Origin of the sequence: Echinicola rosea, from assembly GCF_005281475.1 — a bacterium.
GTDB lineage: Bacteria > Bacteroidota > Bacteroidia > Cytophagales > Cyclobacteriaceae > Echinicola > Echinicola rosea.
Genome location: NZ_CP040106.1, coordinates 2666722 through 2680099, shown reverse-complemented (window position 1 = coordinate 2680099; position 13378 = coordinate 2666722). Strand labels below are relative to the sequence as shown.

Below are 13378 nucleotides of genomic sequence, written 5' to 3'. Positions count from 1 at the left end.
TGTCTGTTTAGTTCCCTTAGTAAAGATAATAAGTAAAAGTATTCTTTGATTAAAAATGTTTTCATGTTGATCGTAAAAACAACGTGTATAAAGAATAAACCAATTTTCATGCTAAACCAAGGATATTCCAAAATAATTTGGAGTTAATCCCCGCAGTCTCAACCTGTTTCCGGACATTTCACATGGGTAATGAAAAATCCATCAGCGCAAAAAGATTAAGCTACAAAAACCTGTCATTTTGTCGGTATTTTATTAATTTCGCATCTCAAATTGATTGAAAGTGAGTTATGGAGAACATTATCAAGGATATCGACATCCTACCTGCAGAAGAGGCGCAGGCATGTGAGTTTAAGACTACGGAAGAGGAGAATACAGGAAAGCAAAAAAAACTCTACATAGAGAGCTATGGCTGTCAGATGAATTTTTCTGATAGTGAGATTGTCGCATCCATCATGAAAAAGAATGGTTTCGATACGACATCAAACTTCGAGCAAGCCGATGTCATTTTCCTGAACACCTGCTCCATCCGCGAAAAAGCAGAACAGACCGTCCGAAAGCGACTTACACAGTTCAATACCATCAAAAGAGAAAAACCGGAACTTACCATAGGCGTTTTGGGCTGCATGGCAGAAAGGTTAAAAGACAAACTGCTGGAAGAAGAAAAGCTTGTGGATGTAGTCGTGGGGCCTGATGCCTACCGGGATCTTCCAAACTTGGTAAAAGTGGCCGAAGAGGGAGACAAAGGGGTCAACACTTTCCTTTCTCGCGAAGAGACCTATGCCGACATCTCTCCGGTAAGGCTAAATACCAATGGAGTAAGTGCCTTTATTTCCATCATGAGAGGCTGTGACAACATGTGTTCCTTCTGTGTAGTCCCCTTTACGCGGGGCAGGGAGAGGAGCAGAGACCCGCACTCGATTGAAAAAGAAGCTAAAGAGCTATTCGACAAAGGCTACAAGGAAGTGACACTCCTAGGGCAGAATGTGGACAGCTACAAATGGTCTCCAGAAGAAAACAACAAAGCCCGGCTCAACAAACAAGAGGGGGAAGTCAGCGAGGTGATCAATTTCGCCAACCTACTGGAGATGGTGGCCAAAGTGGATCCAACATTACGAGTAAGGTTCTCCACGTCCCATCCTAAAGACATCACCGATGAGGTATTGTACACCATGAAAAAGTACGACAATATCTGTAAATACATCCACCTTCCCGTCCAAAGTGGCAATAGCCGCGTGCTTGACCTGATGAACAGGACCTATGACCGTGAATGGTACCTCGAAAGAGTGGCCAAAATCCGCGAAATACTAGGTCAGGAATGTGGTATATCTTCTGATATGATCGCAGGATTCTGCTCAGAAACGGAAGAAGAACACCAAGAAACCTTGAGTCTAATGGACATCGTGAAGTATGACTTTTCGTACATGTTCTTCTATTCAGAAAGGCCTGGCACCCTAGCTGCCAAAAAATATGAAGATGACATTCCGCTGGAAACCAAAAAGCGTAGGCTTCAGGAAATCATTGCCAAACAGACCCAGCATTCCCTGGAAAGAAACAAACTTGATCTGGGACAAATCCAAGAAGTATTGGTAGAAGGCACCTCCAAGCGTTCGGAAGAACAGCTAAAAGGCAGAAATTCCGCCAATAAAGTGGTCATTTTCCAGAAAGGGAATCACCAAAAAGGAGATTACGTCCGCGTAAAAATAGTGGATTGCACTGCCGCCACCCTATTTGGCGAAGTCCTTTCCTAACCCACTAAAGCACCTGAAACATATGATAACAGACGCGGAAGTATTATCCATAAAACAACGCTTTGGAATAATCGGCAATAGTCCCCTGCTCAACCATGCCATCCGGGTAGCCATGCAGGCTGCGCCTACAGAGATGACCGTATTGATCACTGGGGAAAGTGGAAGCGGTAAAGAATCCTTTTCCAAAATCATCCATTCAATCAGCCCCCGTAAGCATGGAAAATTCATTGCCATCAACTGTGGAGCCATCCCTGAAGGCACAATTGACTCAGAATTGTTTGGCCATGAAAAAGGCTCCTTCACCGGAGCCCATGAAGCGCGAAAGGGATATTTCGAAGTCACTGATGGCGGTTCGATATTCCTGGATGAAATAGGAGAAATGCCGCTGGGCACCCAAGCCCGTTTGCTCCGGGTGCTTGAAAATGGAGAATTTATAAAAGTAGGTTCTTCCAAGGTCCAAAAAACAGATGTCCGTGTCATCGCCGCCACGAATGTCAACCTTATCCAGGCGGTAGAAAAAGGAAAATTCAGGGAAGACCTCTATTATCGCTTAAATACCGTCCCCATCTTCGTTCCTCCCTTAAGGGAAAGAGGTGACGACATTAGCCTGCTTTTCAGGAAGTTTACGACCGATTTTAGCGAGAAATACAATGTCAAACCCATTTCACTGGATCATGAAGCCAAAGAGCTCCTGAAAAAATTTCCTTTTAAGGGTAATATCAGGCAATTGAAAAACCTTGCCGAACAAATATCACTACTGGAAGAGGACAGGGACGTCAATGCCATCACACTGGCCAAATACCTTCCCTCTACAGAGTCCAACTTACCGGCTCCCTATACCCGAGGAGGCAAAGAAGGCGAGTCTTCTGCTGATTTTTCGGAAAGGGAAATCCTCTACAAAGTCCTCTTTGACATGAAGAAGGATATGACCGAACTCAAAAAGCTGGTACTCGACACCTATCAGTCAGGAGGCATCAACCAAAGCATCATGAAAAAGCACCATTCGCTTTTTGAGGACATTGACACTTCGGCATCTTTTGAAGACTCTTCTTCTTCCAAAGAACAAAGCCCTTCCTCTATGCCTATCGTGCTGGAGTCAGGGAAAATCTCCAATCAGCACACACGTACAGAAGAATACGATGATGAAATCGAAGACATCATTCACGAAGAGGATGACAATTCACTTTCCATCGAGAAAAAAGAAAAAGAGCTCATCATAAAAGCCCTCAGAAAGCACAATAATAAACGGAAATATGCGGCACAGGACCTGGGGATTTCGGAACGTACCCTTTACCGAAAAATCAAACAATATGACATCAATGAGTAAATCCAAGCTCATGTTTATCATGCTGTACTGCCCACTGATGCTGCTATGGGGCTGCAAAGTAGAGTACAGTTTTACCGGTACCAACTTGGACTACAATGTCACGCAGACATTCTCTGTGGCCAACTTCTTCAACGACTCCGGTGGAGGCCCCGCCAATATGGGGCAAAACTTCACCGAATCCCTGAAAGATTATTTTCAGCGAAACACGCAATTGGAACTGGTTCAGACCAATGGAGACCTGCAGTTTGAAGGAGCCATTACACGGTATGCCCTCAGTCCGCAGGCCACCGTATCCACGACAGACCCCAACCAACCGGACCGGGCCGGCCAAATGCGCCTGACCATTGCTGTGGAAGTCAACTACATCAACCTAAGCGACGAAGAGCAGGATAGTAAAAAGACTTATTCCTTCTATCAGGATTACGATCCCAGAAGCACATCGGTACTGGCAGTAGAAACGGACCTTATCGACACGATATTTGAAAACATCATACAGGATATTTTCACCTCTACTGTGGCAAATTGGTAATTTTCTTTAAATTAGGTAAACAACCAAAAAATCTGAATTGTGAACGCAGCCCAGTTTTTAAATATTATCGAAAAGAGCAACTCCCTGGACAAGGAGGATTTCAGGGCACTACTGAAGCTCCACGAAACGTTTCCGTATTTTTTGGCCCCAAAAGTGCTGGCTGCCAAATACGAAAAAAAAATCTCTAAGGGAAAGTCACAGGAACTCTTGCACTGGGCAGCAGTACAAAGTCCAGACAGGGCTTGGCTTAAGAACCTGATCGAAGAAGACATCACCTTTGTGACAGTCCAAACAACTAACGCTACCAAAACAACGGCCGCCCCACAGCCCACAAAAGTGGAGGCACCTGAAAACCCCGTGAAACCAGCCCCCCGTGATCAGGCCAAAACGGAGGAAAAGCCCCAGCCTTCAGGATCAGACCGTGCAGAAGTGCTTCGTAAACTGGAGGAAAACCTCAACAAGTTGCGCCATGTAGAAACAGAGAAAAAGACCGAAACCCTGGAACAGACTTCTGCAAGTAAAAAAAGCACCTCCCAGAAAAAGCCAACAAAGAAAAAGAGTCCCAAAAACGATGACCTGATCGAAACCATCAGAAAAAAAGAAAAAAAGGTCATTAAAGACGCCAAAAAACAGGAGCAGCTGGATATTATCAAGGCTTTTAGCAAAAAAGAAATCAAGCTGGCCACCATTAAGGAAATAGAGGACACGGGCAAAAACACAGATCTCTCCAAAAACAGCACCCAACTGTCTGACAAGTTACTTTCTGAATCCTACGCCAAACTACTGACCAAGCAGGGGAAAAAAGACAAGGCAATTGATATTTATAAGAAATTAAGCTTGAAGTTTCCGAATAAAAAAGCTTATTTTGCGAACCTAATAAAAGAATTAAAAGATTAACTTCATTTAGCATATGTACACTTTAATTATCAGCATCATCATTGTTTTGGCGGTTATCCTAGTATTGGTAATCCTCGGTCAAGATTCCAAGGGTGGTGTTGGTGCTGCTTTTGGTGGGGGAGCCTCACAGATCATGGGCGTCACCAAAACCGGTAATATCCTAGAAAAAGCCACGTGGGTATTGGCCATTTCTATCTTGGTCCTCTCTTTAGGCACCTCCGCATTTCTGGAAAGTAATGGAGGTGGATCTACTGAATTTTCTTCTCCTAACATCGAAAGTGCCAAAGAGCAAATGGTCGCTCCATCCTTCGGTGAAGATGAAAGTATTCTTCCTGCTGAAGAGGGAAGTACAGAAGAATTATCCGTACCTGCAGATAGCGCACAATAATCGAAGCTAAAAAGCATATTTTACCCTGCCCAGTCTTTGACTGGGCTTTTTTGTTTGGGAATTACGATTCTGTGAATATATGTTAATATCAGCCCAAACATTTGTTAAACCGTATTTTTAGCTTTATATTTTAGTTTATTATAAAATTTTAATCACTTATAATATCAATTTTATGTTTGAGAACTATAAGACCCTGGAGGACATAGGTGCTACAGAATGGCCAAACATTATCCTCTGGGCGGCACCGGTTATGTTTGCACTGGTTTTTGCAGAATGGGGATTGAGTATTTATAAAAACAGAGACTCTTACGACGGCAAGGATTTTTTGGCAGCTTCGTCCATTGGCCTGATCAATGTAGGTATCAGCGCCCTGATCAAAGTAGCTTTGTTCTCTGCCGTACTGTTTTTCTGGAACATCGTCCCTTGGAAAATCCCCCCAACTTGGTGGTCTTTTATCCCTTGCTTTATTGCCATTGACTTTGCCCGATACTGGGCACACCGTGTGGCGCATGAGCAGCGCTTCTGGTGGGCTACCCACGTCACGCACCATAATTCAGAAAAATATAACTTCTCCGTTTCTTTTAGGCTTAGCTGGACGCAGCACATCAAATTCATCTTTTTCATACCTGTGGTTATGATCGGATTTGACCCGTTTGTGTTCTTTATCTGTCACCAGATCGCGGTATTGTACCAGTTTTGGATCCATACGGAATATATCAAAAAGCTTCCTGCGCCGATTGAATACATTTTCACCACCCCTTCCCACCACCGTGTGCACCACGCCAGTGACGAACATTACCTGGACAAAAACTACGGATCTACACTGATCATTTGGGACAGGATATTCGGGACTTTTATGGCAGAAGGCGAAACGCCCAACTATGGCATCACCAAGCCGGTAAAGAGCTACAACCCTGTCACCTTGGTATTCCACGAGTGGTATGACATCGTCAAAGACCTGAAGCAAGCGGAAAACAAACAGGAAGCATTTAAAATCCTCTTTGGCAAGCCAGGTGATGAAGTCATCAAAAACCGCGAGCTAAGAAGACAAGAAAGGGAAGAACAAGCCCAAAAAGTGAGCTCCCCATCGCCAGCTCCCATACTGACGGAAAAGGAACCCTCATTGCTCCAAAAAGAAAGTTAAGGTACCAAGCCCGGCAATTGTCGGGTTTTTTTTATGACAAAAGTCATAGTGTGTATATCTGTGTAGGTGATTTTTTTAGAAACTCAAAAAATCAAAACATATTAGGAGAAAAGTAAGAGATCATTATTTAAACTCTTCTAGTATGAATAAGTTCAACTTCTACTTTTTCTCATTGATCATAATGGGAACTACAGCTATGACCTCCTGTCAGGATAACGGACAGGTAGAAATCGAAAAGAAAAAAACAGAGACCACCGCTGCCACACCAACAGACATCATAGAATATGAAAGAAAACTTGAAGACCTGGCTCGCTATATGGGAGAAGTATTCAAGGATCCAGATGCACGAAAGGAACTTTTTGGTTTTGCCGAGCTTAAAGGAAATGCAGGAGAAGTACAATATAACCTCCGTCGGCTATTTGAAGAAAAAACTGACCCTGTGAGCCGTAAGCAGTCCGCCATCGTACAGGCATTTAACAGGAATGCTTCCAACAGTAGAGTGGCAAGTGAGGCATCCATTAACATTGACAGTCTAAAAAGCTTTATCAACCAACACGATATTAGCATAATAGCTCCCTATCTGGCTGAAACTTTTGATCCTGACTCAATAAAGGAACTGACTGTCTCCTGGTGGACAGAAGAAATGGAGATAGAAGGTCTCAAGAAAGACCCTAACTGGAAGGGAGAGACACCCGCTATTAAATTTAAGATAGAAGAAAAGGAGAAAGAAGCCACCATAGGCAATAATCAGGAGCAAATAGGTATAAACAACCAAATAGAATACATTATCATAAATGACAATTATGCCTATGAAAATCCTACCATAATATTCGGTCAATTTGATGAACCTAATTATTATCGCGACACCTTACATAGCCCAGACTATTCATCCACCTACAGGGATATAGATTGTAGAAAAATCCCCGAAGATAAGACTGTAAAATTAAAAATGCCCAAACTCCGCCTACACCATAACACAAGAAACTGGCCCAACTCAAACAGACTTTTTATTTTTGCCATTACCGGAGATTACTCCATCGACAGAAACGGAATTACCAACCTACACCAAAATATTGACTTTCCTTGGGGTAATGAAAAAGGGTTTAAGGTTTCCAGGTTTAGTGTCAGAAAGGGAAAATGGGTGAATTCTGGCATATCATATTTGAAGCAAAATTGGAAAAGAAGCCAACCAGACTTACGAATCATGGTTGCAGCGCGTAAGGATGGAACAGGGGATATTGACTATACGGGCAACATCTCAATTGATACCAATGGAGATTTCCACACTGATACTAGTGCCAAATTTTCCCTAAAAACTAAAAAACACGCTTATATGCTTTTCAACGTTATTTTTGACAGGTGCGCTGTAATGGCGGAGAATGGATCAGATGGTGTATATGGTTTAATGGATGGTCACCATATTTATCACTTCAATGGCTTTTCTTTTTATCTAGCACCTGAAATAAGCGAGTAACATTAAAAAAGGCAAAATTAACTATATTCTATTAATGTCTTTGAGTAAAAATATGGACTTCGAAGAAAATTTACCCCCCTTTCCCCAATGCTATTAAGTTAAAGGGGTGAGAAGGATTTTCTGTGCCGCAAAGTTATTTTTTTAGGAAGTCAAAAATATCTGGTTCTATATGGAATACTGTGGGTAAAGATATTATTCCGGTTAAATTAATGTTGATTCATGTTCCTTTTCAGTGGGCAATTTTCTATTCTGCCTTGAGGTATTTGACGTTAAGAAATCAAAGAAGTGGGCTGGAAAAAGCGCAGGCTTGTTTGACGTGAATCAGTACAAAAAATTGGTATGCTGCACAAATAGAGGAGTTTGCCTGCGTGAGTGCTGGCTTTGATTTTAGTCATATAGCTCACCGCAGCGGGTTTTTTTGGTTACGTTTTTCACCTGAAGGAAAAAAGTAACAAGGCAACAAGATGAAAGGCAAGCTAGAATTTGACATGCAAAGTAATAGTTACCCATAGTAAATCATATAGGACCAAATATCTTTTCTGTTTTCACTTAATTCTGCTTTTCCAACGTAAGCAAAATTTAGTCGGACGAAGGCGATATTCTACCACTACTTATGTTTTTTCATTGGACGAAACAGTAAAGACCTCCCTGGCAACCTCTACAGCCGGATCGGTATTAGCCGGATGTTTTGAGCCAAAAATAAATCATACTATCTGCTGCATTCGCCTATAGTTGCAGCATTAGAACGGTTCTTGGTAGAATTTAGAGTTGACCCCGCCTATTTTGAGCAGTGCCTGGAACCACCTTCCGGCACTTTTTTCACTACATTTCTAAGCAATCATCCTGAGCAGGATCCGTTTGCTCACGGGCAGTAAACTTTCTTCCAGTGGCACTGTATTGCTGCTGTGTACTCTCCAAGTAGCGGGATTGGGCAACTGCTGATTGGACCGGATCAGCCCCATCTTGATCTGTGCATAGGTATGGGCAAGGGTTCTGGTCTCTTTTCTGAGAAAGGAAAAGGCTATTCCACGATACTTTTCAAAGCTGTTTTCGAACAGCTTTACTTGGTAGCCATAAATAAACACATCTGCTGATTTTTCTAAGGTAATGAATACATAGCCCTCTCTTTGGTAAAGCGGAGACAAGCCCACCGGTTCCACTTCCAGGTTTTCTTCGATAAAATCATAAATACTTTTCCCTTGGTCGATTTTACGCCTGAATATTGGAATGGAAAAAGCAATAATCTCGTCCAAGGCCTGCATTATTTCCCCTTCGTCTGCCATGTTTTCTTTATGCAGCCGGATGTTTTTATAGTCTATCCCCACCACTCTTTTAGGGAATGAATCACGCAACCCATCCTTATGCTGCTCCAGCTCTTTTAACCTTTTATAATGTTTGATAAGGTCGGCCAAGGGAGGATAAAGCTTGGCATCCCCAAAATCCTGCTCCACTTCCTTCAAGTAAGCAAGCAGCAAATATTTCTTATACTCAAAATCAATCCATCCTTCAGAAATCCAGTTATCCGAGAGCTTTTTCATAGACATGTTTTTTTATCAGAATTTAACAAAAAACTGACAAAAATGACAATAGCAAAAGGTAAAAATGTCATGAACTACATCTCCACCATATTGAAATATCGCAAAACAAGTAGTATTTAAGACTTTATGTCATAGAAAAACAGCTCGTATCCATTGGCACAAGAAATGATAGAAAGGAATAGGAATCAATGAACCAAACTTTATAAAATCAATACTATTATGTCAAAAGTGAACATCACACCACTTGCAGACAGAGTTCTGGTAGAACCTGCTGCTGCTGAAGAAAAAACAGCTTCTGGACTTTACATTCCTGACACTGCCAAGGAGAAACCTCAAAAAGGCACTGTCGTAGCTGTAGGCAACGGTAAAAAAGATGAACCACTTACTGTCAAAGTGGGAGACACTGTATTGTATGGCAAGTACGCCGGTACAGAACTTTCGGTAGAAGGGGCTGATTATTTGATCATGAGAGAATCCGATATTTTTGCGATTCTTTAATCACTCGCTTTAATCGTTTATTAAACTAGAAAATCTAAAAAATCAACAAAAATGGCAAAGGAATTATTTTTCGATACCGATGCAAGAGAGAAGCTTAAAAAAGGCGTTGATGCTCTTGCTGAAGCAGTAAAAGTAACATTGGGACCAAAAGGTCGTAATGTCATCATTGACAAGAAATTCGGTGCACCTACGATCACCAAGGATGGTGTATCTGTAGCAAAAGAAATCGAACTGGAAGAACCTATCGAAAACATGGGCGCCCAGTTGGTAAAAGAAGTGGCCTCCAAAACTGCAGACAATGCAGGTGACGGTACCACCACCGCTACGGTCCTTACCCAGTCTATTTTCAACGTAGGCATCAAAAACGTAGCCGCTGGAGCTAACCCAATGGACCTTAAAAGAGGCATTGATAAGGCTGTAGCTGCTGTAGTGGCCGAATTGAAGACTACTTCTAAACCGATCTCCACTTCCAAAGAAATCGCCCAAGTAGGCACCATCTCTGCCAATAACGACGAAGAAATCGGCAACATGATCGCTGACGCGATGGACAAAGTAGGGAAAGACGGTGTAATTACCGTAGAAGAGGCTAAAGGTACTGAAACTGAAGTAAAAACTGTAGAAGGTATGCAGTTTGACAGAGGATACCTTTCTCCATACTTCACTACCAACACCGAAAAAATGGAAGCAGAACTGGAGAACCCTTACATTCTTATCTATGATAAGAAAATCTCTTCCATGAAAGAGTTGCTTCCAGTCCTAGAGCCAGTAGCACAATCAGGCAAGCCACTTTTGATCATTGCTGAAGATGTGGACGGTGAAGCCCTAGCTACCTTGGTAGTAAACAAAATCAGAGGTGCCCTTAAAGTAGCAGCTGTTAAGGCTCCTGGTTTTGGTGACAGAAGAAAAGCAATGCTGGAAGACATCGCCATCCTTACAGGTGGTACTGTAATCTCTGAAGAAAGAGGTTATAAACTGGAAAATGCTTCTATCGAATACTTGGGTACTGCTGAGAAAGTAAACATCGATAAGGATAACACCACAATCGTAAACGGTGCCGGTGAAAAATCCACTATCGAAGCCAGAATTTCTGAAATCAAAACCCAAATCGAGAAAACCACTTCTGATTACGATAGAGAGAAGCTGCAGGAAAGACTTGCCAAGCTTTCTGGTGGTGTAGCCATCCTGTACATCGGTGCGGCTACCGAGGTAGAAATGAAGGAGAAAAAAGACCGTGTGGACGATGCCCTTCACGCCACTCGCGCCGCCGTTCAGGAAGGTGTAGTAGTCGGTGGTGGCGTTGCGCTCATTCGAACAGCTTCAGCATTGGACGGGCTGAAAGGTGAAAATGACGACCAGGACACCGGTATTAACATCATCAGGCAAGCTATTGAATCTCCACTCAGAGCCATCGTGGCCAATGCCGGTGCTGAAGGATCTGTGGTGATCAATAAAATCAAAGAAGGAACCGGAAACTATGGCTATAACGCCAGAACAGACAAGTTTGAAGACTTGTTCGAGGCGGGCGTGATCGACCCAACCAAAGTTACCCGTCTGGCACTGGAAAATGCCGCTTCCATCGCAGCCCTACTACTAACCACAGAGTGTGTGGTAGCGGATGTGAAAGAAGAAGGCGGCCAGCCTGCACCGCCAATGGGTGGTGGCGGAATGGGTGGCATGATGTAAGTCAGCCTTATTTCTTAAAAGAACAATATAAAGAGGACATGAATCATGTCCTCTTTTTCGTTTACCAACTTATTAAACAGGTAAATATTCGCAAATAAAAAGGCAAAAACAGAGGATAAAATATTTTTTGAAACTTAAAATATATCCGTATCTTACTCCCAATTGGCAAAATGGAACTTGAAAATTTTAAGACACGGTTGATGCTCGCATTTGATTCAATTGTTTTAATAGATGACGATCCTATCAACAACCTGATTAACAAGAGATTACTAGGAAGACTCAATTTATGCGATGAGATGGCGGAGTTTTTGGAAGCTAAAGATGCTCTTGAAAGAATCCGGAAGTTGGATAATGAAAAGAAACTACTGATCTTTCTGGACATCAACATGCCAGTTATGAACGGTTGGGACTTTTTGGACCAATATGAGATGCTCTGCCCCGAAAGGCAAGACATTATCCTAATGCTGTCAAGCTCCATTGATTATCAGGATCGTAAAAAATCCAGAACGTTTGAGGCGGTTAAAGGGTTTATCGAGAAACCTTTGACCAATCAAAAATTATTTGAAATATTACCCGAATATGTCAAAAACGAATGAAAAATCAGATTCGTTTATGCCTAAGCCTGTCTTGGAGCTTTACTCTTTTGGGGAGCAACATTTAGAAAAACACCCTATTCAGCACTGCGAAGAATTAAAACCATTTCTGGAAAGGAAAGACCTAAAATTTTGGCTAAATATTAGCTCTATCCAAGACAGAAATCTAATTCTAGAAATTGCATCTCTGCTGTCCATACACCCGCTCGTTGTCGAAGACATCACCAACACCTCCCAAAGGCCAAAAATCGAAGAGTTTGACGATCATATTTTTATTCTGGTCAAAATGCTCTTTTCGAAAAACAAATTTTCAGAAATTCAAACAGCGCAGGTCAGCATCCTCTTTGGCCCAAATTATATCTTATCATTCCAAGAAACCGCGCAGGACATTTTTGACAACATCCGCATCAGGCTAGAAAACCCCAAAGGGAAAATGAGGAAGTTGGGACCCGATTATTTCACTTATACATTAGTGGATGCTATTATTGATGAATATTTTGACATACTCGAAATGATCAGCGACACCGTGGAAAAATATGATGACCAAATCTTACAGAATAAACCCAATGTAAACCTAAACACCCTTCACCAACAGCGAAAGATGCTCCGGAAAATAAGAAGTAATATCTGGCCGACGCGAGAACTGATCTCTGTTTGGAAAAAATCAGAACATCCACTGACAAAACGAAAAAACCTTACCTATATAAATGACATCTACGAACACACCATCGAAATACTGGAAGGTCTAGAGCTTCAGCGGGAGACCATGAGTAATTTAGCAGAACTTTACATGACACAGCTCAGCATCAAGCAAAATGAGGTCATGAAAACCCTCACCATCATAGCGACTATTTTTATTCCTTTGACGTTTATCGCTGGTATTTATGGGATGAATTTTCAGGTCATGCCTGAATTGGAATGGAAGTATAGCTACCCCGTGCTCTGGGTAATTTTCATCCTTATATCAGTTTTTATGATCAGGTACTTTAAACAAAAAAAATGGTTCTAGCCTTCGTATAGTTCTATTGGTAAACCATCGGGATCCTGAAAAAAGGCAAATCGTTTACCTGTAAATTCATCCATCCTAATCTCCTTAACCGCCACGTGATTTGACTCCAGCTCGCATACGGCGGCCACTATATCCTCCACCTCAAATGCCAAATGCCTTAAGCCACATGCTTCTGGCCTACTTACCCTTGCAGGTGGTGCGGGGAACGAAAATAGCTCAATGACATACCGTCCTTCTACACCCAAATCAAGCTTGTACGATTGCCTTTCTTCCCTATACACCTCCCTTAGCACTTTCAAACCTAAAATTTCCGTATAAAATGTCTTGGATCGCTTGTAGTCTGAACAAATAATCGCAATGTGATGCACACTTTTTATAAATCCCATTTGTTAATTACTATAAAGTACTCTGAATATGCACCAAGCAATATCCCTGAATTCGAAATGAACTTAAAATTTACAGAAATCCCCTAACAATAAACAGGCTTACTTAAATTACCATCAAAAAAACCAAGATAAAAGAACTGACAGGGCACCAATCAAGCAACTGT

Annotated in this window: 13 protein-coding genes; 11 read left to right on the top strand and 2 right to left on the bottom strand. The window is 42.0% G+C overall.

Annotation, left to right across the window (positions count from 1 at the left end):
* Window positions 1–287 precede the first annotated feature (287 nt).
* The 7 genes from miaB to FDP09_RS10760 all read left to right on the top strand — a co-directional run bounded on the left by miaB (window position 288) and on the right by FDP09_RS10760 (window position 7507).
* Window positions 288–1748: a tRNA (N6-isopentenyl adenosine(37)-C2)-methylthiotransferase MiaB gene (gene miaB, locus FDP09_RS10790; protein ID WP_137402679.1), complete on the top strand. Its 1461-nt coding sequence runs from the start codon at window positions 288–290 to the stop codon at window positions 1746–1748.
* Between the two features lie 22 nt (window positions 1749–1770).
* Complete coding sequence (locus FDP09_RS10785) at window positions 1771–3075, top strand: sigma-54 interaction domain-containing protein (protein WP_137402678.1); 1305 nt, start codon at window positions 1771–1773, stop codon at window positions 3073–3075.
* Window positions 3068–3604 carry an LptE family protein gene (locus tag FDP09_RS10780; RefSeq protein ID WP_187328840.1) on the top strand — a complete coding sequence of 179 codons (537 nt, stop codon included), beginning with the start codon at window positions 3068–3070 and terminating at the stop codon, window positions 3602–3604. Before FDP09_RS10785 ends, FDP09_RS10780 begins: the two co-directional genes overlap by 8 nt.
* Window positions 3605–3643: 39 nt before the next feature.
* On the top strand, window positions 3644–4501 hold the full coding sequence (locus FDP09_RS10775; protein WP_137402676.1) for a hypothetical protein: 858 nt from the start codon (window positions 3644–3646) through the stop codon (window positions 4499–4501).
* Between the two features lie 13 nt (window positions 4502–4514).
* Complete coding sequence (secG, locus tag FDP09_RS10770) at window positions 4515–4889, top strand: preprotein translocase subunit SecG (protein WP_137402675.1); 375 nt, start codon at window positions 4515–4517, stop codon at window positions 4887–4889.
* 172 nt (window positions 4890–5061) lie between these two features.
* Entirely contained in the window at window positions 5062–6033 is a 972-nt protein-coding gene (locus FDP09_RS10765) for a sterol desaturase family protein (RefSeq protein ID WP_137402674.1), read from the top strand.
* 142 nt (window positions 6034–6175) lie between these two features.
* Complete coding sequence (locus FDP09_RS10760; protein WP_137402673.1) at window positions 6176–7507, top strand: hypothetical protein; 1332 nt, start codon at window positions 6176–6178, stop codon at window positions 7505–7507.
* Window positions 7508–8337: 830 nt separating this feature from the next.
* Here the strand turns inward: FDP09_RS10760 and FDP09_RS10755 are convergent.
* The gene (locus FDP09_RS10755) at window positions 8338–9045 is read right to left on the bottom strand and encodes a hypothetical protein (RefSeq protein WP_137402672.1); all 708 of its coding nucleotides are present in this window, start codon (window positions 9043–9045) and stop codon (window positions 8338–8340) included.
* A 219-nt stretch (window positions 9046–9264) separates the two neighbouring features.
* Here FDP09_RS10755 and FDP09_RS10750 point away from each other — a divergent pair, with 219 nt between their 5' ends.
* From FDP09_RS10750 to corA, 4 genes are all read left to right on the top strand, one after another.
* Window positions 9265–9543: a co-chaperone GroES gene (locus FDP09_RS10750; protein ID WP_015266171.1), complete on the top strand. Its 279-nt coding sequence runs from the start codon at window positions 9265–9267 to the stop codon at window positions 9541–9543.
* 51 nt (window positions 9544–9594) lie between these two features.
* Window positions 9595–11226, top strand: a complete 1632-nt coding sequence (gene groL, locus FDP09_RS10745; RefSeq protein ID WP_137402671.1) for a chaperonin GroEL — start codon at window positions 9595–9597, stop codon at window positions 11224–11226.
* Between the two features lie 200 nt (window positions 11227–11426).
* Window positions 11427–11822 (top strand): response regulator, encoded by a 396-nt coding sequence (locus FDP09_RS10740; protein ID WP_137404995.1) that lies wholly within the window; start codon window positions 11427–11429, stop codon window positions 11820–11822.
* Window positions 11823–11838: 16 nt separating this feature from the next.
* Window positions 11839–12828, top strand: a complete 990-nt coding sequence (gene corA / locus FDP09_RS10735; protein ID WP_229683273.1) for a magnesium/cobalt transporter CorA — start codon at window positions 11839–11841, stop codon at window positions 12826–12828.
* Here the strand turns inward: corA and gloA2 are convergent.
* Window positions 12825–13214: an SMU1112c/YaeR family gloxylase I-like metalloprotein gene (gene gloA2, locus FDP09_RS10730; protein WP_137402669.1), complete on the bottom strand. Its 390-nt coding sequence runs from the start codon at window positions 13212–13214 to the stop codon at window positions 12825–12827. The two genes, corA and gloA2, sit on opposite strands and share 4 nt — an antisense overlap.
* Window positions 13215–13378 lie beyond the last annotated feature (164 nt).